The 26,675-nt window shown below is 70.2% G+C and carries 20 protein-coding genes and 1 tRNA gene; 8 read left to right on the plus strand and 13 right to left on the minus strand.

The window, feature by feature from the left end:
* Window positions 1-164: 164 nt before the first annotated feature.
* The 3 genes from ACG83_RS21450 to ACG83_RS21460 form a co-directional block, all read right to left on the minus strand.
* Complete coding sequence (locus tag ACG83_RS21450; RefSeq protein ID WP_152991475.1) at window positions 165-419, minus strand: DUF6191 domain-containing protein; 255 nt, start codon at window positions 417-419, stop codon at window positions 165-167.
* Between the two features lie 228 nt (window positions 420-647).
* Window positions 648-2,192, minus strand: a complete 1,545-nt coding sequence (locus ACG83_RS21455) for a PstS family phosphate ABC transporter substrate-binding protein (RefSeq protein ID WP_054568050.1) — start codon at window positions 2,190-2,192, stop codon at window positions 648-650.
* Between the two features lie 399 nt (window positions 2,193-2,591).
* Window positions 2,592-3,749, minus strand: a complete 1,158-nt coding sequence (locus tag ACG83_RS21460; protein WP_054568051.1) for an alkaline phosphatase PhoX — start codon at window positions 3,747-3,749, stop codon at window positions 2,592-2,594.
* Window positions 3,750-4,316: 567 nt separating this feature from the next.
* Here ACG83_RS21460 and ACG83_RS21465 point away from each other — a divergent pair.
* From ACG83_RS21465 to ACG83_RS21480, 4 genes are all read left to right on the plus strand, one after another.
* The gene (locus tag ACG83_RS21465) at window positions 4,317-5,477 is read left to right on the plus strand and encodes a GGDEF domain-containing protein (RefSeq protein WP_054568052.1); all 1,161 of its coding nucleotides are present in this window, start codon (window positions 4,317-4,319) and stop codon (window positions 5,475-5,477) included.
* Between the two features lie 67 nt (window positions 5,478-5,544).
* Window positions 5,545-10,488 (plus strand): FtsK/SpoIIIE domain-containing protein, encoded by a 4,944-nt coding sequence (locus ACG83_RS21470; RefSeq protein WP_235498074.1) that lies wholly within the window; start codon window positions 5,545-5,547, stop codon window positions 10,486-10,488.
* A 154-nt stretch (window positions 10,489-10,642) separates the two neighbouring features.
* On the plus strand, window positions 10,643-10,912 hold the full coding sequence (locus tag ACG83_RS21475; protein ID WP_006538791.1) for a hypothetical protein: 270 nt from the start codon (window positions 10,643-10,645) through the stop codon (window positions 10,910-10,912).
* A 75-nt stretch (window positions 10,913-10,987) separates the two neighbouring features.
* Complete coding sequence (locus ACG83_RS21480; RefSeq protein WP_054568054.1) at window positions 10,988-11,275, plus strand: hypothetical protein; 288 nt, start codon at window positions 10,988-10,990, stop codon at window positions 11,273-11,275.
* 100 nt (window positions 11,276-11,375) lie between these two features.
* On the opposite strand, the gene ACG83_RS21485 is transcribed toward ACG83_RS21480, so the two are convergent.
* Entirely contained in the window at window positions 11,376-12,182 is an 807-nt protein-coding gene (locus tag ACG83_RS21485; protein ID WP_235498075.1) for a hypothetical protein, read from the minus strand.
* 62 nt (window positions 12,183-12,244) lie between these two features.
* Between ACG83_RS21485 and rpsD the strand changes: the two genes are divergently transcribed.
* Window positions 12,245-12,850, plus strand: coding sequence for a 30S ribosomal protein S4 (gene rpsD / locus ACG83_RS21490; protein WP_076832243.1), 606 nt, complete (start codon window positions 12,245-12,247; stop codon window positions 12,848-12,850).
* A 15-nt stretch (window positions 12,851-12,865) separates the two neighbouring features.
* Here rpsD and ACG83_RS21495 read toward each other — a convergent pair whose 3' ends face one another.
* The 3 genes from ACG83_RS21495 to ACG83_RS42610 all read right to left on the minus strand — a co-directional run bounded on the left by ACG83_RS21495 (window position 12,866) and on the right by ACG83_RS42610 (window position 16,854).
* Window positions 12,866-13,420: a hypothetical protein gene (locus ACG83_RS21495; protein ID WP_235498076.1), complete on the minus strand. Its 555-nt coding sequence runs from the start codon at window positions 13,418-13,420 to the stop codon at window positions 12,866-12,868.
* Window positions 13,421-14,526: 1,106 nt separating this feature from the next.
* Window positions 14,527-14,937: a hypothetical protein gene (locus ACG83_RS21505; protein WP_054568057.1), complete on the minus strand. Its 411-nt coding sequence runs from the start codon at window positions 14,935-14,937 to the stop codon at window positions 14,527-14,529.
* 1,320 nt (window positions 14,938-16,257) lie between these two features.
* Entirely contained in the window at window positions 16,258-16,854 is a 597-nt protein-coding gene (locus tag ACG83_RS42610; protein WP_152991476.1) for a hypothetical protein, read from the minus strand.
* 992 nt (window positions 16,855-17,846) lie between these two features.
* On the opposite strand from ACG83_RS42610, the gene ACG83_RS21520 reads away from it, so the two are divergent.
* The 3 genes from ACG83_RS21520 to ACG83_RS21530 all read left to right on the plus strand — a co-directional run bounded on the left by ACG83_RS21520 (window position 17,847) and on the right by ACG83_RS21530 (window position 20,113).
* A complete protein-coding gene (locus ACG83_RS21520; RefSeq protein ID WP_152991477.1) occupies window positions 17,847-19,241 on the plus strand; it encodes a bacterial transcriptional activator domain-containing protein in 1,395 nt (464 codons plus the stop codon).
* A gap of 151 nt (window positions 19,242-19,392) precedes the next feature.
* Window positions 19,393-19,947 (plus strand): metallophosphoesterase, encoded by a 555-nt coding sequence (locus tag ACG83_RS21525; RefSeq protein WP_054568061.1) that lies wholly within the window; start codon window positions 19,393-19,395, stop codon window positions 19,945-19,947.
* A gap of 93 nt (window positions 19,948-20,040) precedes the next feature.
* Window positions 20,041-20,113 (plus strand) — tRNA-Arg (locus tag ACG83_RS21530).
* A gap of 89 nt (window positions 20,114-20,202) precedes the next feature.
* On the opposite strand, the gene ACG83_RS21535 is transcribed toward ACG83_RS21530, so the two are convergent.
* The 6 genes from ACG83_RS21535 to ACG83_RS45465 form a co-directional block, all read right to left on the minus strand.
* Window positions 20,203-21,366, minus strand: a complete 1,164-nt coding sequence (locus ACG83_RS21535) for a tyrosine-type recombinase/integrase (RefSeq protein ID WP_054568062.1) — start codon at window positions 21,364-21,366, stop codon at window positions 20,203-20,205.
* A gap of 68 nt (window positions 21,367-21,434) precedes the next feature.
* Window positions 21,435-21,617: a helix-turn-helix domain-containing protein gene (locus ACG83_RS21540; RefSeq protein ID WP_054568063.1), complete on the minus strand. Its 183-nt coding sequence runs from the start codon at window positions 21,615-21,617 to the stop codon at window positions 21,435-21,437.
* Window positions 21,618-21,634: 17 nt separating this feature from the next.
* Window positions 21,635-23,140: a replication initiator gene (locus ACG83_RS21545; RefSeq protein WP_054568064.1), complete on the minus strand. Its 1,506-nt coding sequence runs from the start codon at window positions 23,138-23,140 to the stop codon at window positions 21,635-21,637.
* A 691-nt stretch (window positions 23,141-23,831) separates the two neighbouring features.
* On the minus strand, window positions 23,832-25,469 hold the full coding sequence (locus ACG83_RS21550; protein ID WP_054568065.1) for an FtsK/SpoIIIE domain-containing protein: 1,638 nt from the start codon (window positions 25,467-25,469) through the stop codon (window positions 23,832-23,834).
* Window positions 25,466-25,702: a hypothetical protein gene (locus ACG83_RS21555; protein ID WP_054568066.1), complete on the minus strand. Its 237-nt coding sequence runs from the start codon at window positions 25,700-25,702 to the stop codon at window positions 25,466-25,468. The genes ACG83_RS21550 and ACG83_RS21555 overlap by 4 nt, the downstream gene beginning before the upstream one ends.
* A gap of 777 nt (window positions 25,703-26,479) precedes the next feature.
* Complete coding sequence (locus tag ACG83_RS45465; RefSeq protein ID WP_161934782.1) at window positions 26,480-26,644, minus strand: hypothetical protein; 165 nt, start codon at window positions 26,642-26,644, stop codon at window positions 26,480-26,482.
* Window positions 26,645-26,675 lie beyond the last annotated feature (31 nt).

Consider the following 26,675-nt stretch of genomic DNA (forward strand, 5'->3'; position numbering starts at 1 on the left):
ACCACACCGTCGGCGACCACCGCACACCCCGACCAAATTTTCGAGATCTCACGCTGGCGCACGAACCGTACCGCCCCCAGCGCCGATCGCGACCATGAGGTGCCGCGACAGTCCGTGACCGCCCGAAACAGCCGTGGCCACGCGCGGCCGGGCGGACGCCTGCGTCAAGCCTGTCCGGGGCGTCCTGCCCGCATCGGCACAGCCAGGATGTCAGTCGCCCGGGTGTCTGGATTCCCTGACGAACCCGGCGACACCGCCACGACTGGCAGGCAGACGATCGCCTGAGTGGGCTCCGCTCGGGGTGGGGCGCCCTCGGAGTCGTCGTCGCGGAGGATCTCCTCCGTACGGCGCTGCTCGATCTGGAGTCGCTTGCCGGCATAGAAGCAGGCTTCCAACTCGTCGAGCACGACCGTGGACACGCCGCGGCCACCGTGGCGGCGTTGCCACGGAAGCCAGCTGCGAGTGGTTGCCCACGTGGCGAAGCGATCGACCGCACTGAGGAGAACCAGGACGCAGACGGGCCCGAGGATGGTCACGAACCAAACGAGCGCCACAGCCTGACGAAAACCCGGACGACCGGCCGGTTCCCGATGTTCCAGACGCCTGCACCCGTCACCGCCACCGCGTCAGGGGTGGTCGCCGGCCGTTCAGGGTTGGTCTTCGCAGCGGCGGAAGCCTTCCGGGGTGTAGCAGGGAAGGTGCCCCTGCTCCCGCATCACGCTTTGACCGATGTCACGGGTGAGATAGGTAAGGAAGCTCGCGGTGAGGGAACCCGCGCGCGGCGGCCCATAGGTGTAGGCGAATTCCACTGCGGCGAACGGATAGCTCATTTTGCCGAGGGACTCGATCGACGGTGAATGCCCGTCGAGGCTCACGGTATGCAGGCCCGGTACCGCCAGGGCGGCCCTCAGCTCGCTGTAGCCGATGGCTCCTGGCAGACTCGCGACCCCGGCGAGCACCTCCCCGGTGCTGCGCCGCTCACACCGGATCACCTTGCCCCCGTCCTGCGGGTAGATCTGGCGCGCGCAGTCGTACGAGGTGAACGCCGGCTCCCCTTCGGCGCCGAGTACAACGCGCCGGAACAGGTCACGGGTTCCGGAGTCGGCGTCCCGGCTCACCAGGGAGATCGGAAGATCAGGCCCGTCGAGCTGGCTCCAGTTGAGAAAATCCCCGCGGAATATTCTGCGGACCTGGTCCGTGGTGAGATTCTTCACCGGCAGGTCGTTGTTCACCACGACGGCGAAGGCGGAGACACCGACCCGGGTCGACAGGAGTTCCGCGTTCGCCTGCGGTCCGGCGCCGTCGTAGATTGTGATCATCTCCGGCGCGCCCTTCGCCGGGGAACCCGCCGCGGCCAGCTTTGTCAGGCCCTCGTTGCTGCCGCGCGTGTCCACCGTGACCGTTGCACCCGCGCAGTCCGCCTCATACCTTGCGGCCACCTCCCGCATGACCGGCGCGAAGGCCGTCGAACCGTTGACGGTCAGGTTTCCCGCGGCACAGCCGATCGGCTGTGGGGTGCCATCACCCACCACGATGATGCTGGCCAGCACGGTCACGCAGACCGTGAGCAGAACGGTGATCAGGCGGGACGGCTGGCTGAACAACGGTGGCTTGTCGTCGACCGTCGTGCTTCGGTTGGGCGCCACCGCGCCGTCCCGGATCCCGCCGCTGACCCGGACCGCGGAACCGACCCCACCGCCGGTGAGAAGTACCAGGAGCTTGTAGTGCTGGCCACGGTTGAGCGGCACCCTGGGCAGGTAGATGGTGTTACCGCTGTTACGCATGCCACGGGACGCGGTGAAGTGCTCCATGAGGTGCTCGGCGTCGGGCTGGGTGACGGTGACCGCGACCCCCCGGACGACGCGGCCCGCGAAGACGGCGGTGAGGCCGTGGAGGTCACGACTGGTGTAGTCGGTGTCGGCGACGCTTTCCGCACCGTCGTTCTCGATCCGGAGCAGTACGAGGGTGGCATCCGCCATGTCGGGAAGGTCGTTGAAAAGGCCCAGGCGAATATCGGCCTGGCCCTGCCCACTCCGGTCATCACCACCGACGGGCATGTCCATCTGCACTCGGTATCCGATGCGCCGCCGGCGTGGCACCCGGCGCTCGTACCACACGACCGCGAACGACGCAGCAATACCGAGCAGTGCGGTGAGTATCGCTACCAGGTTCTCGGTACTCAACCATTCCACGCGTCAGTTCACCCCCGCACGCCCCTTATGACCCCTCGCACCGACCTGATTACCGTATGACCCGCGGGGACCAGAGAGAAGATCGCGGCCCAGTCGGCCACCGAAAGTTCGCCGTGAATTCATCGGAACGCTCGAAATCCCGCCCCTGACCTGTTCGTCCGGGCTGGCTCTGGTACCGCTTCGCAAAGCAGGAGGATGCGGCGGAACAAGGCGGAACAAGGCGGAACAAGGCGCATCATTTGGCGCCGGCAGGTTTCCCGGCAACCCGACGGAGCCGGGTTGCCGGGGGCGGGAATGCGCGTGGGGAGCCCATCCCTTCGCGATCTCGACCTGCCGGTGGAGCCGACGCGCGCGCCGGACGACGCCGGGCTGGGCCGATCTGGGCTGGGCTCCGTCCGGTCAGACCCGGAAGGGACCGGTGACCTCGAAGGTGATGCCGGCTGTGGACGAGTTCGTCGTGCCGCGCTGCGAGGAGAAGTAGAGCCGGTCGCCGGCCGGCGTGAAGGCCGGCCCGGTGATCTCCGAACCACTGTGGCCGTCGACCCGCAGAAGCGGCGCCACGATTCCGTCCGGGGTGATGATGTTGATCTCCATGTTGCCGCCGTCCTCGGCCACGAAGAGATCCCCGGCACGCGAGCCTGTGATGTTGTCAACGCCGGTCAGCGGCGGGTTCGCGCCGGCCTGAGCGGCATCGTAGAGAATGGACAGGGACTGGGCGGACGCGTTGTAGGCCCAGACCCGGTTGTCGCCCTTCGTGGTGAAGTAGCAGACGTCGTTCGCGTACCAGCAGCCCTCTCCACCGTTGAAATGCGCCGCGGCCGAGACCTGGTTTCGCGTCGCCTGCAGGAGCCCCGCCGGGGTGGGTACCCGAGCCCACCCGACGGGTCCGGTCGCGCCGGTGTTGGCCGTGAGCACCTCCAGCGTTCCCGACGACAGGTCGCCCCAGGTCGTCGGCCGGAAGCGGTAGAAGCATCCGTCGGTCTCGTCCTCGGTCAGGTAGACCACCTGCCGAACGGGGTCGCAGGCGGCGGCCTCGTGCTTGAAGCGCCCCATCGCCGGACGGCTTACCGCTGACGTTCCGCCCTGCGGGAAGGTTTCGAACACCCGTCCGAGCCAGATCTCCTCGCAGGACAGCCAGGTTCCCCACGGCGTCGGGCCACCTGCGCAGTTCGCGTTGGAAAAGGACAGGATGGACCCAGCCGAAACGATGGTTCCGTTCGCGTCGAAACGCAGGGCCGAGGCCCCTCCTATCACCGGAAGCTCCGAATTGGAGACGTAGACCCAGCCGCCGCCGTCCCGGGGGAAGCAGGCGCCTCCGTCCGGTGCCCCGTGCCAGAGATACGAGGTGCCCGACACGGCCTGTCCGGACCTCGCCACGATTCGGCTGGTGAAGCCGCTCGGCAATGCCACTCCGTTCGCATCGGCGGCACCGAGCGGCCCGTACGGGCTTGTTCCGGGCTGGGCTGAGGCAGCAAGAGCCGCGTCCCAGGCCGCTCCGGCGAATACGGCGGTCCCCGCCCCCGCCACGGAAAGACGGAAAAGTGTCCGACGGTTCATACGAGCCTTTTCCGCCTCACGGTGCATGGTCGGGGGTTCTGCAGATGCAGGTCGACGATCGAAAAGGCTCACCCTGCACTCCTTCCGGTCAAACAGGCTGTGTTTCAACGAACACGAAACCTACTTTGCGGCCGGATCCGGCACCACGACGCTCAGATGAACGTTCCGGGTCGACCACGCGCCGCCGACATGCGCGCCTCGCGGCGCGCGAAGGTACCACGCGAACGTGGCGCTGGAGGTACGGAACACCCGACGGCGCATCCCTCGGCGGCCCCTGGCGGGCGCCGCAGCGACCTCCACCCACCGGAAACCAGGCCGGGCAGATTTCGCCGCCTGATTACCGGAAAACCCAAGATAACAACACCGTTAACACCATCGAAACGCATCGTTCTCACTCCGGAGAGACCTTTGTCGGGCAGGGCGTCAGCCTGCGGTCAAGGATCGCGGGCATCGGTCGGAGCACCACCACCACATCGAAACGGGCGTCTGCACTGATCCATGACGGCCGGTGGCAGGACCGAGACAGCTACAGCCACGGCTTCCATCTCCCGGGAGGACACAGGTTCGGTGATCACCGACGATCTGGCTGCCGTGGTCCTCGACTCCCTGCCGTCCCGCATCGCCGTTCTCGGGCCGGACGGAACGGTCGTGCGCCTCAACGACGCGTGGCGGCGCAGCGCCGCCGCGGGGCTCGCGGTCGTCCCGGTCCGCCCCGGTACCAGCTGGCTCGCCGCCTGTGACACCGCCGGCCAGGACGCGGCTCCGCTGCGCCAGCTCGCTCTCCTGACCCGGCGGATGCTCAACTCACGCCGCGAGCAGGTGCACCTCGAGCTCCCCGTCTCCTCGCCCCGCGGCGAGCGTTGGGTGGATGTCCGGATCAGAGGGCTGAGCCGTGGGGACGGACTGGTTGTGGTGGTCGACGACGTGACCGAACGCCACGGCCAGGCCGTCGCGCTTCGACAACGTGCCCTGCATGATCCGGTGACCGGGCTTCCCAACCGCCTGGCGCTCCGTGATCTGATCGACGATGCCCTGGAAGCGAACGCGGCGGTCGAACCGGGCTATGCCGCGCCGCCCGGCCGGACCAGTCCCAGCGAACGACGAACACCATCCCCACGGGCGAGTAGCGCGAGCCAGCCTCCGACGCCGGGCCCCGTTCGGGCTATGCCAGCGCGAGTGACGACGACACGAGCGCCGGCGACCGGGCGGCCTGTCACTCCGGGGACCGAGGTCCCCGGAGTGGCCATCCTGTTCCTGGATCTGGACCGATTTCGCCTGGTCAACGAGAGGTACGGCTACGCGGTCGGCGACAGCACTCTCTGCGCGGTGACGCGGCGGTTTCAGGCCGTGCTCGGTTCCGATGCGCTGCTCGGCCACTGGGGCGGCGACGAGTTCGTCATCGTCATGTCGAAGACGACCAGCTCAGCGGCAACCCTTCTGGCGGACCAGGTCGGTTCCTCCCTCGCTGAGCCCTTGCTCGTCGACGGACAGCAGATCCAGATCACGGTGAGCGTTGGGCTGGCCTTCGTGGGACGACTCCGATCGGGCCATGACGTCGCCGCGTCGCCCAAGCCGCTCGGTTCGGCCGCGGCCATGGGCCCGGCAGGTTCAGGAACGCCGTCGTCCGACGCGGAGGCGCTGGTGAGAGCGGCTGGCGACGAAGTTGTGCGGGCGAGAGGCCGGCGTTTCGCGCAGTCGAACGATCCTCAACCGAATCAACTCTCCTGACTAGGTAACACAGAGAGAGCAGTCGCTCTCCACCGGTATCGTGCCGGCCATGTGGATCACCTGCACCGTGGCGCTGCCAGCCGAGAACGGGCATCCGCGGGCGGCCGACGGCCAGGCTCCCGCGCAGTCGGCCGACGTCCGGACCGTTCTCATCCGTGCCGCCCCCGAGACACCGATGCGCGTGATCGCCGACGCGTTGGCGGCGTCGCGGCCGGGTGGCAGCGACAACCCGGGCTCCGGGCGACACCCTCCCAGCAACCGCGGGCGCCCTCCCAGCGGACGCGGGTCTCCCCTTGGCGGCCGGGAGCGCCATCCAGCCACGTCGCAGCACCGACGGGTACCCGCACCATCCGTCCAGATCGACGGCGTCGAGATCGACGCGGCGCTGCGGCTCGGCGCATCCCCACTGCGCGACGGATCGCTGGTGGGCCTCGGGACACCACTCGGCCAGCGCAGAGAAGCCCTGGGCCTGGTCGAGCTCCGGGTCACCGGCGGCCCGGGCTCGGGAGCCGTATACCAGCTCGCCGCCGGCGAGTACGGTGTCGGCGCGGATCCTCTCGGTGGCATCGTTCTTCCCGAGCAGACAGCACCGCCACAGGCGCTGACCCTGCGGATCGAGGTCGACGGTTCCTGCGTCGTCACACCCACGGTTCAGTCCGAGGTGTGGATCGACGGTTGCCGGCGCACCGGCCCCGTCACCTTCTCCGCGCTACGGCACGCGAGTGACCTGGCCGGGCTGGCGATGCAGGTCGGAGGCAGGTCTCTGCTGCTCACCGCGCCCAGTCCGCCAGACGCACTGCTTCGGCCGGAGCATGCCGGATCAGGTCTCGAGATCAGCCGGGAGCCACGTCTGGTGCGTTGGGCCGGCGACAGCCGCTACCGCCTGCCCGTACTGCCCACGGCGCCGCCGGCCGCGCCGCCCCCGGTACTGGCAGCGCTCCTGCCGGCGGTCGCCGCCGGTGGCATGGCAGTTGTCCTGCACGCCGCCCACCTCCTGCTGTTCGCGGCGCTGGCGCCGTTGTCCCTGTTGGGATCCCATCTGGCGGGCAAACGCCGCAACAGACGCGACCATCGTCGCGCGCTCGCCGAGTACCAGCACTCCAGAGCCGACGTCGAACGGGATGCCGCAGCCGCGCTGCAGCACGAGTCCGCCGTCCGGCGCGCGTCCCACCCCGACGCCGCTGCGGTGATGCTGCGTGCGGTGGGGCCTCGGCGCGGCCTGTGGGAGCGTCGCCCGGAAGATCCCGACTTCCTGCACCTTCGTGTGGGCACGGGAGACGTGCCGAGCCGAGTCCGGCTGGAGGACCCGGCGGCGCCGGACCACCGCCGGACAACCCGATGGATGTTGCGGGCCGTGCCGGTCACGGTCCCGCTGCCCGATATCGGCGTCCTCGGCGTCGTCGGCGCGAGCGGTTTCGCCCGAAGGCTCGGCTTCTGGCTCGTTTCGCAGGCCGCGGCGCTTCACAGCCCGCGAGATCTGGCGATCCACCTTGCCGTCGACCCCGCCGCGGCGCCGAGCTGGGAGTGGACGCGGTGGCTGCCGCACTGCCGCCCAGCCGGCGGTCCGCCGGGCTCCGTGCACGTCGGCGCCGATGGGCCGGGCCGGGCGCGTCTGGTCGATGAGCTGGTGGCGCTGACCGAAGCACGGCTGCGCCTGGCCGATCGCGGCGCCGGCAGCCGGACCGGGGGCGCTCCCGCGATCCTGGCTGTCATCGAAGGCGCGGCTACGCTGCGCGCCGCGCTGATCCCGGTACTGCGGTCCGGGCCTGGCGTCGGCATACACGTGGTCTGCCTCGAACACGACCCACGGCTCCTCCCGCCCGAGTGCGTGGCAGTCGTGGACGAAGGCCCGGCCGGGGTTCGGTTGCGACAGCAGGGGCACCCGGACATCGACCGCATCCAGCCGGATCTCGTCGGTGGCGCGGAAACGCCCTCCACAGCCGACCGGCCCCGCGGAGCTCCCAGGGAATCGATCTCCACAAGGCTCTCGGCGACCACAACCGCCGCTTCCGAGTCCACCACCGCGGCTGGGCGATGGTGCGAGCGGTTGGCCCGTGCGTTGGCGCCACTACGTGATCCCGGGCCCCAGGCATCGGGCGGGACGCGGCTGCCGACGGACATCCGGCTGCTGGATCTTCTGGAGCTGGATCCACCGAGCTCACGGGTGCTCGCCCCACGCTGGATCACGGCTGGCGGCGCGGCGACGTTTCCGATTGGCGTGTGCCCGACCGGAGCAGTCAACCTCGACCTGAGCCGCGACGGACCACACGCCCTCGTCGCCGGGACCACGGGGGCGGGAAAGTCCGAGCTTCTCCAGTCCCTGGTCGCCTCGCTGGCCATCCACAACCGCCCCGACGAGATGACCTTCGTCCTGATCGACTACAAGGGTGGCAGTGCCTTCGGTGACTGCGCCCGGCTGCCGCACACCGTCGGCCTCGTCACCGATCTCGATCCGCACCTGGTCCAGCGCGCGCTGGACTCCCTCGGCGCTGAGCTGCGGCGGCGGGAGTCGCTGTTCGCAGCCGCTGGTTGCAAGGACATCGGCGAGTACCGACGCGCCGTGCGTACCCGGCGCGCCCGGCCCGCCGGGTCGACCGGGTCCGACGTACCAGGCGGGATGCAGCCGGATCCGTTGCCGCGGCTCGTCGTCGTCGTGGACGAGTTCGCCGCGCTCGTCCGTGAGCTCCCGGACTTCGTCACCGGCCTGGTGGGGCTTGCGGGCCGAGGGCGCTCGCTGGGCATGCACCTGGTGCTCGCCACCCAGCGCCCCGCCGGCGTCGTCTCGCCGGAGATCCTGGCCAACACGAACCTTCGGATCGCGCTGCGGGTCACTGATCCGACCGAGAGCACGGATGTGCTGGGGCTTCCGGACGCGGCGCGGCTTCCGGTGTCGGCACCGGGCCGCGCGATTCTTCGAGTCGGGCAGGACCCTCCGGTTGTCTTCCAGACCGCCCGGATCGGAGGCGCACGCCGACGCGACGATGCACCGCCCGCCTCGCCTTCGGCTTCCGCTTCGGCTTCGGCGGAGCCCCTCGTCATCGAGCTGCCCTGGCCGCCCGCCGACGAGGTGCTGGCGTCGGTCATCCGGGCCGAAAGCGAGGCGCGCTCGTCACGCCAGGTGCTACTGAACCCGCCTGCGGCGGACGAGCCGACGGACCTGCGCCTGCTGGCCGACGCTCTGCAGGAGGCAGCCCGGGTCTGCCGCCTTCCGAGCCCGCGCCGGCCCTGGCTCGCACCGCTGCCCATCCGCACGACCATCGCCGCACTGCCCCCGATCGGCGCGTCGGACGAGGGCACACCGGACGGAACCACGCCCGAGGTGGGCACGCCGAAGCGCAGTGGCCTGCGCGTGCCACTCGGGCTCGCCGACCTGTGCCGGGCGCAGGCCCAGCCCACCCTCGCGCTCGATCTCGAAGGCGGATCGCACCTGCTGGTCCTCGGCGCGCCCCGGTCCGGGCGGTCGACGGTGCTGCGGACCCTCGCCGGATCGGTCTCGCTCGCCGCGCCGCCAGCGGATGTCCACATCTACGGCCTGGACTGCGGGAACAACAGTCTGGCGCCGGTCGCGGACCTGCCCCACACCGGAGCCGTTGTCACCGTTGCCGAAACCGAGCGGGTGCACCGTCTGCTGGCTCGGCTGGCAGCGGAGGTGGCGCGCCGGCAGATCCTTCTCTCCCAGGGTGGCTTCGCCGACCTGGCCGAAGCGCGGCAGGCACAGCAGGCTCGGTGCACCCACGGGGCAGCATCCTCGGCCCTGCCCTATCTCCTCCTTCTCCTCGACGGCTACGAAGGCTTTCTCGCCTCCTTCGAGAACCTGGACGGCGCGGCGGCCATCGACCGACTCCTGGCACTTGCCCGGGACGGCCCGGCGGTCGGGTTGAGAATCGTGGTCACCGCTGACCGGCGCGGACTCACCGGGCAGCTGGCGTCGACCATCGATCAGCGCCTGGTGCTGCGCATGGCGGAACGCGCCGACTACGGCCTCGCCGGGCTGGCCGGCCTGCGCGTTCCCGAAGCCCTTCCGCCCGGAAGGGGATATCTGATCGGCGGGTCCAACGGATCCACGGAGCGTGTCTGGGCCGAGTCAGACGGTCCGGTCGAAGTCCAGGTGGCCTTGCTGACCGACGATCCATCCGGCCCAGCGCAGGCTGGCATGCTGCGCCGGCTGGCGGCCGCCAGAGCAGGGCCGGCGCGCCAGCGGCCAGAACCCGGCGGTACGCCGTCGGACGCGGGTTCGCCAGGGCCGCAACCGGCCATACAGGCCGGGCCCGCCGTACAGGCCGAGCCTCGCCCGTTTCGGGTCGACGGCCTGCCTGCCCGGGTCGGTCGACGGGCCCTGCGGACCCTGAGCGGCTCCGAGACCGGTCGCGCTGTCGACGGGCGACGACTGCCGATCAGTCTGGCGGTCGGGGGTGACGAGCTGGCACCCGTCAGCATCGACCTCGTCATGGATGGACCAGGCTTCGTGATCGCCGGGCCGCCCCGATCCGGTCGCAGCACCGCGCTGCTCACCATCGCGGGTGAGCTACACACACGTGGCTGCCGCACCGTTGTCGTCAGTCCTCGGCCGTCGCCGCTGCGGGACCTCGCCGGAGAAACGGCCACGCAGATCGTGGTGGACGTCTCCGGTGCCGATCAGCTGCGGTACGGGGAGGCAGCGCCGGCCGGTTCCCAGACGGTCTTTCTCGTCGACGACGTCGAATCCGTCACCGGTACTCCGCTCGGCGAGGAGCTCGCGGCCCTGCTGCGTGACGACCGTGCCGACGAGAGTCGACTTGTCGCCGCCGGTACCACCGAGGATCTGGTCAACCAGTTCCGCGGCCTCGTGGTGGACGCCCGTCGTTCCCGGTGCGGTGTGCTGCTCACCCCGACCGGCCCCGCGGACGGCGATCTGTTCGGCGTACGGCTGCCTCGAGCGCTGTGCGGCCCGGGCCCACCGGGAAGAGGGCTCCTGATCCGGCGCGGCGAAATCACGCCAATCCAGGTAGTCAACCCACTACTTGAAGGATAAATGATGTCCACACCTTAAGAAAATGCCTCATATCTAGACATCGTCGGTACGGACGGTAGCATCCCCCTGTCGGCTGGTTCACCTCCCGGCTACTGACAGGCTGGATCCCGCCGCCGGTGCCTCCGACCCCTGACCCCGGACGGACGGACCACCCATGCGCACGGTTACCACTCCTGCGGCCCAGAGTGCCGCCGGTCAGATGAGCCATCAGCTCACCGATCTTCAGAGCACGACAGCCAGTCTCGTCGCCCGCGGGAACGCACTCGCGGACCCGGCGAACTGGGAGGGGCCGAAAGCCCAGCTGTTCCGCACCCAGATCTGGCCCGAGGTGCAGAACACCCTGTCAGCGCTGCAGACGAACCTGGCAGACCTCGCTCGCACCGTGACCGAGGTCAACCAACGCACCGCACTTGCCGGCAGCTGACGGCGTGCCGGGGCGGCACGCCGCCCCGGCACGGCTTCTACTGCCCCGGAAGAGACTCAGCTTCAGGAGAATGCGATGACGACTGGATCAGGTCTGACCGTCCGGGCCACCCCACAGGCGTCGGCTGCGGTCGACGAGCTCGCCGGCCTCATCAACGGCCCACTTCTGACGCACTTCAACGGGCTTCGCGCCACCGCCCGGATCCTCCTTGAACCGGAGAACTGGGACGGCCGGACCGCCGCGGAGTTCCGTACCTCGATCTGGCCCGCCTACGAACGAACCCTGACCGATCTGCACACCCAGCTGGACCGACTGCGGGTTCGGCTCGCCGAGATCCAGATCGACATCCAGGCAGCGGGCTGACCCGTTGTCAGAGCGGTGGCGGGACGGCACGGCCCAGCGTCCCGCCACCGGCCCCCACGGCACTGGCACTCAGGCCGCCGCACCCGCGGGAAGCCTCATGTCAGGCCTGTGGGCCTCGTCCCGCATCGGGTTCGCGGCCTGCGGTGTGATCGCCGTCCTGGTCGCGGGCATGAGCTAGATCACGCTCGTGCTCGTGCCGATTCAGGTGATCGTTCAGCAGGGCCACGACATCGGCGGTGTCCAGCTGGATGCACGCGGACCTCGTCCGCACCGTGGCCTCGGCGAGATCGAGCTCCAGGAGCATCCACACGCTGCCGAGATCGAGCAGGTCCGGTGTCGGGTGCCGATCGGTGAACGCCTGCGCGAGCTCCGAGACGGCCCCGCCTGGCACCGGCGCGACCCATCCGGCCAGGGCGACCGAGACCCATTCACAGCCGTCCGCTGACACCGGCCCGCAGATCTGGAACCGGCAGGCCTGGTCCTCGGTGCCCAGCAGGCGTCCGACCGAGAACGGGGCCAGCATCACGAGGCGGGTGGCCGGGACGGCCGCGAACTGCTCGAACAGGTTCGGTTCCGCCGGAACAGGGCCGGCGTGAGTGGCCCCGACCGGCGCCGGATCGGCCATGACGAGGTCGGCGGGGACGGCGTCCGTGGGTGCGGCCCCGCCAGGGCCCGGGTCGTATGCCCCCGGCCGGAGCGTGGACATCCCCGCGGAGGCGATGACCGCGAAGCGCAGGCCGTGCACCAGGCGCCCACCCCACAGGACAAGGCTGCCGTACGGCGCGACGCGGACCAGCTCGCGCGCTGCCCGCCTGGTCGCCGCGAGGACGTCCACAGGCCCCTCGCCCCACGCCCCGTGCGTTGCCCCGGGCCGATCAATCGTGCCGTCCGCCACCTGCTCCACCACCAGTCGATCCACTATGGTTAGGTTTGCCTAATTTAAGGACACCTAACCTAAAGGAGGATGCGGTGCGCCACAAGCCCGTCGCCAAGCTCAGCCGCAGCATCGGGATGCCGCTGACCGACAAGGCGGCCCGCTACTTCGAGAACCGGCCCTACCCGCCCGGCCCGCACGGCCGCGGGCGCAAGACGATGTCGCCCTACAAGGAGCGGCTGCGGGAGAAGCAGCGGCTGCGCTTCCAGTACCACATCAGCGAGAAGCAGCTCCGGCGGGCGTTCGACGAGGCTGATCGTGGGACGGGACGCACCGGCCACCTGCTCATCGAAGATCTGGAGACCCGCCTGGACGCGGTCGTCCTGCGGGCCGGCTTCGCCAAGACGATCTACCAGGCTCGCCAGTTCGTCAGCCACCGGCACATCCAGGTGAACGGAGCTCGGGTGGACCGTCCCGGTTTCCGCGTCCAACCCGGCGATGTCATCACCGTCACCACCCGCAGCCGCACCATGGCGCCATTCCGGATCGTGGCCGAGACCCAGCCGGCCGGGGCGCCGCCGCCCGCGTACCTCGATGTCGACCGCGGCGCGCTGGTGGCCGTGCTCAGCCGGCGACCAAGCCGGCCGGAGATCCCGGTGGTCTGCGACGAACAACTCGTCGTCGAGTACTACGCACGCTGACGAACCGCATCGCGGTCACGGCATCTCGTGGACGAAGGTGAACGTCGCGGTCACGGCGTCGAACAGGTCGTGCAGCGCCACCGCCAGGGCCGTGTTCGGACTGGCACAGGCGATCACCGCTATCCGGTCATACCCCGGGACGGGGACCGTCGTCCGCATCACCAGGTGGGAGATCTCCGCGCCGTCCGTCGACCGCTGCGGCTCGAGCCGCACGGTCCGGGTGGCCAGGCCGACAGCCGGCAGGTCCACGGCGCCGACGCGACGCCAGCGCCGACGCTCCCCCGCCTCGGCGTCGTCGGAGGCAGGACGTTCCTGCCGAGGGAGGTCGGGTATGTGCCGGTCGGTCGGCAGGACGCAGACCATGACACTGGCGGACAGGCCGATGCCGCGGACGTCCTCGATCATGACGGCGCAGTAGGCCGCCCCGGCGCTTTCGGCGCGGGTCGCGGCGTCATGCAGAATCCGGGCGACGGTGGGTTCCCGCCCTGCCAGCAGTGGATGGCCACGCGCCCGCTCCGTGGCCATCCGGGCGATCGCCGCCGTGCTGCGGGCGGCCTGGGTATCCAGCACGAACCAGCTGTCCGGCACGGCTATGGAGAAGCGGGGAGGTTTCCCCCGCCGCCCCGTTGTATGCCTCTGCACCCTGGCCGTCCTGCCCTCTGCTCTGCCCTGACCTGCGAGTCGGTACCTGGGTACGTACGACTCTTGCGGGATCCCGACGCTCGGAACACTCATCTGCATTGGATTCGAACTTCAGCACGTCGGCGTCAGCCCCGCGACTCAAACGATCCAGCTGGCAAAAGTATGCATAATCACTACAAATATGGACTATTCGGACAACGGTTGACGCAGCGGTACATCCAGTGCCTTCAGCCCCAAGAGTGCGTATCGCCTGCACACGGTGCGCCAGCACGCCGCAGCGACGAGTCGCCAGAGTCAGCAAGCCTGTGTCATTCGTGTGAACGCCGCGCCCAGCAGAGTGAAATATGACCTGTAGTGAGACCAGACGTGGTGGACTGTTACAGTGTGGGGGAGACAGGCAGTTCGCGACCACCAGCGAGCCGTGCTACGGGCCGTGTAGCAGGCCACGCCACGGGTCATCCAGCAGGTCATGCCACGCGCAGTCCGGCAGGCGGCTCAGCCGGCGCCGGCGCACGCCGGGGCAGCGGTTCGGCTGCTGCGCTGCTGCTGGCTCTCGGTATTGGCGTGCCCGTCCTCCTCCTCATACTCAGCGGCACTCCGCTGTCCGCCGCCTTCGGTGATTCCGGAGCGTTCACCGGTGAGTTCGGTGCGGCCAACCTGCTGCGCCTCATGGTTCTGGCGGCATGGCTGATCTGGGCTCATTTCGTCGTGTGCGTCATCGCCGAATGGCGGGCCGAGCGGCGGGAGACGGGCCTTGCCCCACGCATTCCGTTCGGTGGCGGCAGCCAGCTCCTGGCCCGCAGGCTGGTAGGTGACCTGCTACCGCTGGCCACGCCACGCGGCGCCACACCACGCAGCACGGCACCCCCTCGCGGCCGCTCGGCTGCCCGGCGCGGCGCCGCGCACCGAGGTGCACCCAGGGTGGGAGGGCCGGCGCCCGAGCTGCCCCGTCCCGACGGTTCCGGGGCTGGCCGGCGCGGCCGTGGTTCCGGCGATGACCAGAGCTCGGTGTCGGCGGCGCAGGCAGCGCCGGATCAGGTGACGGCGGGGGAGGTGGCGGCGGCGACCGGCCGGCTACGCCGATCGGATCCGGCCGCGATCTCACGGCTTGCCCGTGGCCTCACCGCTGCCCAGCCGAACCGGAGCCATCCGACGACGCCCCAGGCGCGCCCCGCGCTGCCCGCAGCCGCACCCGCATCGGCATCCGCGGCCCCGGTGGCTGCGGCTGCGGCAACCCCCTCGTCGACCTCCACGTCACCGCCCGCGCAGAAGCCGTCCGCGCAGCCACCGGCATCGCGGCCGTCGGTATCGCAGCCGCCCGCTTCGCGGCCGCCGGCATCGCCACCCGCGGTGGAAAACGCAGCTGGCACCGGGGACGGGCACAGCCGGCCGAGGAGCGGATCCGGATCACTCGCCCCCCGGAGCCGCGCCGTCGTCAGCACCACCGGGTCCGCCTACGCCGCGACCACCGGGTCGGCCTACACCGGGCCCTCCCCCGCTTCGACCGGGCCGATGCCGATCACGCAGCGCCCGACCGGTGCGGTGGCCGGGGGCCCCGCGTCCGCCACGGTCCCGGCGCGGCGTTTCCGGTGGGATGAGCATGCGTCCGCCCCACGCGAGCTGACCGCGGGCGAGGAGAGTCCCGCCGATCTCTTCCCGGACGGCGTCGACGTCAAGTTCTGCGAGGTTCGCCCGGCCGACGGGCGCCAGCACGACACCCTCTGGGCGATCGCCCGGCGGTTGCTCGGCGACAGCCTCCGCTATCGCGAGCTCTTCACTCTCAACGAGGGTCGCATCCAGCCGGACGGGCAGGTGCTCAGCGCGCCCTCACTCGTGGCCCCCGGCTGGGTGCTGCTGCTCCCCCCGGACGCCGCGGGCGAGGAGGTCCGGACGATCCGGGTCCCACACCGCGAAGCCTCCTGGGTCCAGGAGGTCCATTCTCATTTCGCCGCCCAGCGCGAGGCCGAGACGAGCCAACCGACGGCCCACACCGGGCCCACCGCCCCGGGTACCAGCGGCAGTGGTGCCGGGCGGGCTACCGGCCCCCAGCAGACCGAGCCCATGGGCACGGGCTGGCCGGGCGCCACGGCCGGCGGGGCGAGCACCGCGGGCGGCTGGACCGGCGCACCAGGTCCGGCTGACCATCGACCGGGCCAGCACTACGGCCCCGGCTACGAATCCCAGACCGCCGGCGCCGGCGGAACCACCGCACCGGCGGCCTCGACCGGCCCCACAACCGCACCAGGATCAGCGGGAAGCGCGGGAACGACCGGGCCCAGGGGCCAACGCGGCGGTCACGACGACCGAACAGGTCCGGCATCGGCCTCAGCGGCCAACCGCACGGCTTCGGGCCGGATCGGCGGCGGGCGGGGAATCAGCGGTGCCGCACTGCTCGCCGCCGGCGTCCTCACCGCGCTGACCAGGCGCAGATCGAGCGACGCCAACGCCGACCCGTTCTCCGCCGAGGTCGAGCACGCCCTGCGGCTCGCCGCGGACCTGCCCTCCGCCCGATTCGTCGACCGGTCGCTTCGGCTGCTTTCCGCCGGGCTGACCGCCCGCGGCAGAGAACTGCCATCTGTGTACGCGGCGATCCTCACCGACTCCGCTCTCGTCCTGCACATGGCGCCCGCCGTCGCCAAACCCCCGCCGAGCCCCTGGCAGGTCGGCAACAACCCCGGCTCGTGGCGCATCGAACGCAACCCCGACGCACCGGACGGGCTCCCCTTCGAGGCCAGCGCCAGCCTGTCAGCGGACGTCCCGGCGCCCTACCCGGCACTCGTCACCGTCGGGCGTGACGACACCGGCTGCCGCATCCTCGTCGACCTCGAAGGCGCCCCCGGCATGATCGCCCTCACCGGGGATCCGGCCGTGGCCAGCGAGGCCGCGATCTCCGTCGCGGTCGAGCTGGCGACAAACATCTGGTCCGACGACCTGCGGGTCTGCCTCGTCGGCTTCGCCGACGACCCCAGCCCGATCGCGCCGGGACGGCTGCGTACCTCGTCCAGCCTGGCCGACATCCTGGACGAGCTGGAAGCCCGCGAACCACGGGACACCGCCTGGGGCGCCGAGCCGGGCGCCGCCCTGCGTGGGCGGCAGTCGCCGACCGCCCCGTCGGAGTGGTCGCCGGACCTGCTGGTCCTGGCCGGCCCGCCGGCGCCGGCCCACGCGGAGCGGCTGGCCAGGCTCGCGGGCGGGCGCGACCACACCGTCGGTGTGCTGATGGTCGGTGACAGCCCGGCGGCACGCTGGCGCTTCGACGTCCGGCCCGACGCCCGGATGTCGCTCGGCGTGCTCGGCGTCGAGGTCAACGCCCAGACTCTTGCGGCGGCCGAGTACGCGGCGATGCTGGCGATGTTCCGCATCCAGGCCGGAGGATCTCGCGGCACCGCAGTCCCGCGCCCGCCCTGGGCAAGCACCCCGTCCTACAGCCCGGCCGGCTACGACGACTACGACGACGACCACGGCGACGGCGACGGGCCAGCCGGCTACGAAGACCACGGCCACGGCTACGAAGACGGCCACGACGACGGGCCGGTCGACGACGGCTCCGGCGAATACGACGGCTACGACACCTACGACGGCTCCGGCGGTTACGACAACTACGGCGGCTACAACGACGACCGCCGCTGGCCGGCGTCCGACCCCGGCACCGGTGCGCACCTCACCCCCGCACAGCACCACGGGCACGCCACCGGGCCGGTGCGTCTGCCCACCCCAGGCGCTGCGCCGACCTCACCTGATGCCCGCACCGAGCCCGATCACCCCGAAAGGGCCGCGACCGCCTTCCCGGTGGCACCGCCACCGTCCTCAGCTACGCCTCCCCCACCGACGCCGGTCCCACCCACACCGGCCAGGCCGGCGCCGCCTCTGCCGCCGTACGCTCCGACCTCCGGCCCGGCCACCGGCCACGGGAGCACAGGCCCCTACCAGGTGCCCGCACCCGCGCCGACGCCCTCACCTCCGCCGTCTCCGTCTCCGTCAACGCATCCGGAGGGCACCCGCCCACCTCGGGACGCCGATTCGATCCCCGGCCCCGTGCCGTGGGTGCCTCCGCCGAGTTCGGCGCCTTCCGTCATCCGCATGCCCATCGGCCCGCGCCCCGGGGACGACCTCGCCGCTGCGCACACACAGCCGCCTGCCGCCCCGCCCGTCCCACCTGCCCCGGACAGCTACATCCCAGATGGCCACGTCCCAGATGGCTACGTCCAAGCCGGATACGTCCCGGATGGCCGTGATGGCCAGGTCCCGGACGGCTACATCCCGGCCACGCCACCGTCCTCGCCTCCGGCCCCGCCCGCACCGCCATCGCAGGGACCGACCTGGCCCCGCCCCGGCGCCGGCGCCTTCGGCGGCGATGCCCCCACCCGCACCACCTCTACCGGCGCCGGCGGATCATCCACCGGCCTATCTGACGCCGGCGGACCAGCCGGTCCTGCGGCCTACGGACGTCCCGAGGGTTCCGCGGACGCTGCTCGTCCCCCCGCCGCATGGCCAGCAGCAGCCGGCGCCAGGCCATCGCCAGCCATCGGCTCGGCCATCGCCTCCCAGCCCCGAGGAGGCCGCGGCCCAGCGACCGCGGGAATACCAGGAGGCCACCGAAGCCTGGGCCGAGGACTACGTCCAGTGGGGCGGTGGTTCGCCACCGTCGCCCCCGCCCCCGCCTCCGCCGCCACCGAACGAACTTCCCACCCACCCGTCGACGCACCCGCACGCCTACTACACCGAGCCGCCCTACGGTGCCGCCCCGCCGAGTCAGCCCGATCCCGCGAGCCAGACCGCGGGCGCGAGCCAGACCGCGGGCGCGAGCCAGACCGCGGGCGAGGCCGGGAACATGGGCGGGAGCGTGACCGGGGCGGCGCAGCCGCAGGACGCGCACTTCCCCCGGCCGGACTCCGCCACCGATGTCCTGGCGACCCTGCCGCAGCTCGAACCGCACCCCGCCGGGCCCACGGAGGCCGAGGTCCATGTGCTCGGCTACCCCTACATCGGCGCGCCCGGACCGATCCAGCGCGAGCAGGCCGACCTGCTCACCGAGATCATCGTCTTCCTCGCACTGCACCGGGACGGTGCCTATCCCGAGGAACTGCGCGACTTCCTCGGCCTGGCGAACCCGTCGGACCCATCGGACCCAGCGGACGGACAGACCACACAGGGTTCAGCGATCCTGCCCGCGCTGATCGCCGCCCGCAGCTGGCTGGGCGTCGACGCCGACGGCCGGCCCCGCCTGCAGCCAGCTCCGGACGGACTCTGGACACTCAGCTCGGACGTCCGCTGCGACTGGGAACTCTTTGTGGCCTACAGCCACCGCGCCGCTCGCCCCGACGACGCCAGCAACCCCCAGGCGGACCTGCGCGACGCCCTGAACCTGATCGGCGGACCACTGTGGTCCGACCGAGCCGACGGCAGATACCAGTGGGTGGAGACGACCCCGGTGGCGCGCACCATGCGCGGCGCCGTCATCGACGCGGCGCACCGCCTCGCCGCCATCACCCTCGAACGAGGCGACACGATCACCGCGATGGCCGCCTGCCGCACCGGCCTGCGCGCCGTGCCGACCGCCGAGGCCCTGTGGCGTGACCTGCTACGCACCGTCGCCGCCCGCGGTGACCGCAAAACCCTGGAAGCCGTCGCCGGCGAGCTGTACCGGGCCATCGCCGCTCCGCCAGGCCGCCCCAACCGGGCCGCTGAACCGGAGACCGACGCCCTCGTCCAGGAACTCCTCCCCGGCTTCCGCCGGCGCCGCCACTGACAGCCCTGTGCCTGAGCCCAGACCGCACGCCCCGCCACCCACCGGACCGCACGCCAGATGGCTGAACAGCGCAGGTGGCCGATCGCGCACCGGACCGTGTTCAGGCGCGGGCGACCTCGCGAAGGCCGGCGCGATCGCGAACACTGACTGAATGCGTCTCGTTCTGCTGGCTGACACGCACGTCTCGGCTCGGGCCCGTGACCTGCCCGCGCAGGTCTGGTCCGCCGTCGACGAGGCCGATGTCGTGATCCACGCCGGCGACTGGGTCAGCACCGACCTACTGCATCAGGTCACCGTCCGCGCCCGATGGCTCGTCGCCTGCTGGGGCAACAACGACGGACCCGACATCCGCGCCCAGGTACCCGAAGTCGCCAGGATCACCCTGGACGGACTGCGCTTCGTCGTCGTCCACGAGACCGGCCCGGCCACCGGCCGCGAACGCCGCCTGGCCGCCGCCTACCCCGACGCCGACGTGCTCGTCTTCGGCCACTCCCACATCCCCTGGGACACCACGACGCCACGCCCCGACGGCGCACACCCCCTGCGACTGCTGAACCCCGGCTCGCCCACGGACCGCCGCCGCCAGCCCCACCCCACCTACCTGACCGCGACCATCGCGGACAGCACCCTGACCGACGTCGAACTGCACCAACTCCCGACCGTGACATCGACACGCCCCCACCGAGAACCCATCCGACGATCATGAATGCCAGAACGTCAGGGATCAGGAGGCCGCGGTTCGTAGCACCCGCTCCGCGTGCTGTAAGCTGGCGAAGCCGAACACGAGAGTGATCGGCAGGCGCTCGTAGCTCAACGGATAGAGCATTTGACTACGGATCAAAAGGTTGGGGGTTCGAGTCCCTCCGAGCGCACGCACGGTTGAGACAGGCCAGAGCCCCGCAGCCCCCATCCAAGGCTGCGGGGCTCTGCCGCTTCTGTAGCAACGGGTGTAGCAACGCCCTCAGCTCAGGTGTTGATCGAGCAGGGTGAGCGCCTTTCGCTTCTCGTCCAGCGAGCTGTGCCCGTACACGGTCATGGTGACTTCCGTGGTGGCATGCCCCGCGATCTCGCGGACCGTGTGCGGTGGCACCTTGAGATCCAGCAGCAGCGTGATGCAGGTGTGGCGGACGCCGTGGAAGACCACTCGCCGGTCGAGTCCCGCCGCCTGCACGATCGGGAACCAGGCGTGGCGCAGGTTGCCAGGTTCGATCGGAGTGCCGATCGTCGTGGTGAACACGTGCCCGGAGTCGACCCATCGATCACCGGCAGCGTCCCGTTCCACCGCCTGCAACTTCCGGTGCCGGGTAAGCGCCTCCACGACGAGTCCGAGCAGCGGCAGCGTGCGCCGCGAGCCCTCCGACTTCGGTGTGACCATGCGCAGCTCACCGCCCGTGCGCTGCAGATTCCCCCGGATCGTGAGCGTCCCGTCCGCCCAGTCGATATCCGACCAGCGCAGCCCGAGCAGCTCACCGCGCCGCATGCCGAGGTAGAGCGCCATCACCACCAGGGCGTAGAGCCGGTGCCCCGCCGCCGCACCGAGCACCGCCCGCGCCTCCACCAGGCTCAGCCCGCGGTTGATGCCATAGCCAGGCGAGGGGACCTGTACCAGGGTGGCGACGTTGCGCCGGATCAGCTCCTCTCGCACAGCCGCCTGCAACGCGCTCCGCAGGACCGCACGGACAAGCTGCACCAGGCGCTTCGACGGTCGCCGCGAGCAGCACCTCCCCACCGCGCAGCACCGACGTTGATCCGCCGACCGCCGAGCATCAGTGCCCGCCCGGCAGCACAGACACGAGTTCGCCAGCGACGCCAGGTAGCGGCGCACGTCCGCCGCCGCCAGCTTGTTCAGACGCTTCTTTCCCAGCCCGGGAATCAGGTAGTTGTTCACGATCACGGCATAGTTGTCCGCCGTAGCCGGCTTGAGATTCGGTCGCACATGACAATCAAGCCAGTAGGTCAGGTAGGCGCCCACCGCCCATCCCGTTGCGTCCGAAGGAATCCCCTGATCGGAGTTGGCCTGCAATTCGGTCAACTTCCGACGGACGACGTCCTCTGTCTTGCCGTAGACCGGCCGACGCTTGACGGTCCCGTCCGGCATGAGCACGTAGGCAGCCCCCACCCACATGCCATCTTTCCTCTGGTAGATCGAACCCTGCCCGTTCGCGCGCTTGGTTCGTTTCCTCCGATCGTCAGTCACGCCGCACCAGCCGCCTGCAGCGAGGCTGCGTAACGCGCGAGATCATCGACCGCCACCAGGCGACGCCGGCCGATCTTCACTGTCGGCAATGCACCCGAGCGAATCAGGTCGTACAGCGTCGATCGGCCGATATTCAGCCGAGCGGCAGCATCGGGAGTCGACAGCAACAGCCGGTCCATCCCCAGTTCTCCAATCGTCAGGCAGCTTTCCGGACCAGGTGTGCTTCCTCGCGTCGTGACCGGGCTTGGTCTGCCGCTTGGAGTGCGAGCCATCGGTCGCCGTCGCGTCGGTAGCCGACGGAGTGGAACCGCCAGGTAGCGACGATCACGGTTTCGTCGGAGTCGTCTGGCCTGCCGAACGCGTCGAGTGGTACCCGTTCCTGGCCGTTGGGTGTGTGGGTGCGTTGCCAGGTGCGGCGTGCCTCCCGCCGCTTGCCGAAGGTGGTCGAGTAGCGCCGTGATTTGGTGAGCCAGTGCCCCCGGAATCCGAACTCATGGGCGTGGGTGTGTAGGCGCAGGTCGTCGTATTCGGGCCAGACACCGAGCCGCCACGCCGCCCTCACGAGCGCCGCCTGATGTTCGGTCAGGAACGGCAGCAGCGCCGAGAGTTCCTCACCGTCGCGTATCCGTCGGTCGAGCCTGCCGGAATCCGTGGTCGATTTCGTGATGTACTTCGCGAGGTAGTTCCCGACCGTCGCAGGGGTGAGATCACCGGTCTCGACATGGATGCGCCGGATGTCGAGCTGTGCGCCCCAGCGGACCTCCGCACCGTGGACCGGTGTCGGACCGGTCACCGGAGCGGTGTCGGTCAGGCCGGCACCCGCGAGGGTGGCAAGTGCCTGTTCCATGGTGATCGGGGCGTGCAGGTGCGGGTCAGGGCAGGGCACCCGCACCGCTTCGGCCGCCTGTCGCAGGCAGCGCCCCACCAGCTCGCCGGTCGCCCAGTCCGGTGGAGTGATCCACTCGCCGTCTCGGGTGGAGCCACGGTCGAGCCGGAGAATCGCGTGCAGGTGGACCAGGCCCCGCGCTTGCATTTCCGCGACCTTGACGTAGGAGATGCGTAGCGCGGCGCGTACCGCCCGCTCCGAGGTGCTCAGGTGGGTGGCGAGCTTGCGGTAGGTGAGATCAACCGTGCGTTTCCACAGTCTGGAGACGCAGGCGTTCCACACGACCGCCGCCGGGTAGTCGAAGCACTCCGGGCAGAGCGCCTGCCCGAGCAGGGGGTCACCGTCGCCGTGTACGCGGAAGCAGCCGCGGGAACGGCCATGCGGGCAGCGGCCCCGGCGTGGCCGGCAGACCTGGGCAGGGCCGTGGTTGGAACGGCGGGAGTGCACCGGGCCGAACGAGGGTGCCGTCAGGGTGACGAACAGGCCCGGGTGCGAGCCGACCGTGGCGGGTACGTCCGGGCCGCCGGACAGGCCCGCGTGGACGATCTGCCAAGCGTCGCCCTGGTAAAGGTAGGAGCAGGACGGGCAGACCGAGGCCCGTCGGTTCCCGCAGGGAACGAGAATGGTGCCGTCCGGCATGGTGGCGCTGTCGAGGACACGGCGAACCTCACCGGTCGCGACGTCGACGTGATCGACAGCGCCGACCAGCCGGATCGGGCTGGTGCAGCCCGCCACCCTGTCGAGCTGGGTGAGGAACGCCGGCAGGGTGCCATCTTCGATGCGTTCCCGCATCGCGGTCAATGAGTCGGGAAGCATCGCCCCCCTCCTTTCTCGGTGCGCTTTCAGCGTGGACCTTTGGACCCGGACATTCCCAGGTCCGAAAGCGTGCGGTTTCCCGGACAAACCCCGGACACGTGGGACCCGGGTAGACAGAACCCGGACGAGACCCGGACCGAACCCGGACAAGAACAGGCTGACGATGCTGGGTGCGTGACGTCTCGGATTGCTGTGGGTGGACGGTCGCAGCGGCGACTCACCGGTTTCCCGTTCCGGGGGCGCAGAATTGTCTATCGGACAGCGGCCCTATCAAGGGCACTACGTGAACGCCCTTGACAGAACCACCGACCGATAGTTTGGAAAGGCGCCCGGAGCCGGGAAAAAAATGAAAGGGGTTGGGACCATACCGGTTGGGTGGGTCGGTATCCGGTTGGTCCTGTGGTCAGGCAGAGCGGTTCGCCGTTGGTGTGGGTGAACTGCACGAGGAGCGGTCCGGAGTGGGCGTAGTCGGTCAGCGACGCCGGGGGCTTACGCACCGCAAGCCCCCGGCACACCGGACAGATCAACGCCGCTGTTAAACCGCTCATCCGCGCCGGGAACGGCGAGACACGGTCACCGTGCCCTGTCCACGGCAGGCAGGGCACCCCGCCGCACCCTGCCCTTCACAGGCACGGCAGGAGCGTCGAGCATTCCCAGAGTTGATGTTCCGTCGAGGCATCGAAGGTTCCTTTCACAGGTCGGAGTTCGAGGTCTGGTTTCGCCGTTGGAAGTCGCGGGAGAACTCCGCCCACGCCGCATCGAGTTCGTCATCGCCGAGGTAGGCGCCGTCACCGAGAGGGGTTTCCGAGGTGAAAGCCCCGTCGATCGCCGAGGATAGATCGGTCAGGGGACGTGTTGCCGCCACCGACGACGCCACCGGCAGGCTTCGCGAGACAGCGAGCGGAGCCGGGTAACCTGCCGCCAGCGCGGCGACGTCATCGTCATCCGGGTAGGCCGCGCGGACCCGGACCGGTTCACGGCGACCGTCGAGCTTCACATAGCCGGTGCCGTGCGCCCAGGTCGGGATTTCCTCGCAGCGTGCGCCCCGCTCCCACGCGCCAGGCCCCAGCACCATGCCGACCTGCGTCGGTTCATCGAGCCGCAGCGCGATACGGGTCGGGAAAAGCTGCCGGTAGGGCACGACTTCCTTGCTCGGGTCCTGGACCGCGACGAGCAGCGCCGAGCCCGGAGCACGACCTTGCGAGCAGATGATCTGAACGGCGGAATCCACCTCCCGCGCCAGGGTGTGATCGGGCTGGTAGGCGGACAGGAACGCGAACTCATCGACGACGCACAGCCGGAACGGCGTGTCGACACTCGGCACGAACTTCCGTCCGTGGCCCTTCAGGGACTTCGCACGCTCCTGCGTCACCTGCGCGAAGTCGGTCAGCAGGCCCGCCATGTCCTTCGTGCTCTCGTCCGCGTAGCGGGTGAACAGCGACCGCACCGGGTACAGCTCCATACCGCCTTTCGGGTCGATCGCCCACACCTCCACCACCCCCGACGCGATCAGCGGAGCCAGCGCACGCAGGATGCTCTGCAGCACCGACCCCTTCCCCGCGTCGGTCGCACCCGCCACCAGGACATGCGTCCCGAGCAGGCGCAGCAGCCACGGCGACCCGTCGTCACACCGGCCGATCTCCAACCGGGACAGGTCCGGAGCCGCGGGGACCGGCAGAGCGGGAATCGTCGCGGCGAGCAGGTCACGACGGCGGATATCGAGCCACAGCCGCCCCGGAGCCACCGTGCGGACCCGCACATCCTCCGAGCCCAACGCATGGGCCAGAGGAATCACCTTCGCTTCCAGATCCTCGGGTGCCTGCCCGTCCCGCAGGCGCAGCAGCAGCGAATCCGCCGCGCCCGTCGAGCGCACCCGCAGGATCCGAGGCCACGCCTCCACTTCCTCTGTCGGCTTGACCGTCAGGGCATGCGCGCGCATCAGCCGCCCCCAGCGCGGCGAGTAGCGGGTCCACCGCAGCCACCACGACCGCAGCCGCAGGCCCAGCCACAGCCGGTACGACCCGGGATGAGCCAGCCGCCAGACCAGCGCCGACAGCGCCAGCAGGCAGGCCAGCAGCAGCGGCAGGACCCAGCCGACCCGATCCACCAGCAGCAGAGCGGACAGCACCGCGAACATCGTCCGGGGGAACCGCAGGACCAGCCGCAGCGCACCGGAAAGGCCGGCACGCACCGCCCACCCCGCCAGCGCCCAGAGGGTCTGCCCGATCGTGTCGTCCGACGACAGAGCGAGCGGGACCCGGCGTGAGACCAGGACCCGCCGCGCCGGATCAGCGTCCGCGAACAGGAAGCGAAGGTGTGATGAGGTCATCCGACTCCCCTCCTCCTCGCTTCCATCAGCAGCAGTACGAAATAGCGATCAAGGTCGTCCATGGCTACGGCGACCCGCTTCACCAGCGCACGGAAATCGTCATCGTTAACGTCATTGAACGTCGAGGCGAGCCTTTCCAGCGGTGGCCAGGAATCCCGTGCCGACTTCTGCGCACTGCGGATACGCGCGACCGCCTCACCCGTCATCCACCCCGACAGCCTGTCTCTACGCATCAGCCGTTCACCTTCCCGTGATTGGTACGTTCGTGTTCCGCGTAGGCGCCCGGATTCCGGTCGTACCAGTCTTCGGCGCATACCTTGTGAACCGGTTTCCCGGCAGGGGAACGGACCATCGCTGATTTTCCGCAGAGCACGCACGACTCAGGATCGCCGACGCTTCCGCGGGACCCCGGAGAGCCCGTTCCCCAATCCAGAAGGGGCATCAGCCCCGTGACCGGCGCCGGCGCCGTGGTTCGAGCGGAATCGGTTCCGCCGCCTCACGTGCCGACACCAGCGGAATCGCGAACGGTGCCGGTGTGGGCGGACCGTCCCCGTCGAACGGCAGCGACATCTGCCCGGCTGCCTGATCCTTACGCCGACGAGCCATCGCGCCGCCCACCTCGCCGGGTACGGTCGTTTCCGCCGGAGCCGCCGGACATGTGACCGTGCACGAGCCGGTCATGCGTGTCCCGCTGGCCGCGCATTTCCACGATCGAGCGCACCGGCTGCGAGGCCAGGCCACACCGGTCACAGGAGTAGGAGTGTGACTCGCTCACCGGCCGAGCCTCGCCGGTCGCCGAACGACACGGTCACCAGGAAGCGGGCCGCAGAGCCGGCAGACCATCCCCGGACCGCAGTGGCATCGCCGCGTCCCGGCTTGACGGGACGTCCGTGTGGTAGACATGGAGAGTCCTTTCTCTGTCGCAGGGGAAACCGGACACGTGACGCCCCGGGAACGGGAGGAGCGGGCAAACTCAGCCCCGTTCCGGGACGTCACCTCACATCGGAAGGTCAGGAGCTGTTGCGGTACCGCGACCACGCCGCGTGCTCCGCCTTCTCGGCCGCGCGGAGCGCCTCACCCGAGGCACCGTGCGCCTTGAGGGTCGACACCCGATCCCGAGCACCGTCCGCCGCAGCCAGCGCAGCCGCGCGCTGAATGTCCTTGTTCGAGGGCATACCAAATAGACCTTTCGTCGCAGGGAATTAC

This window comes from Frankia sp. R43, from assembly GCF_001306465.1.
GTDB classification, from domain to species: domain Bacteria; phylum Actinomycetota; class Actinomycetes; order Frankiales; family Frankiaceae; genus Parafrankia; species Parafrankia irregularis.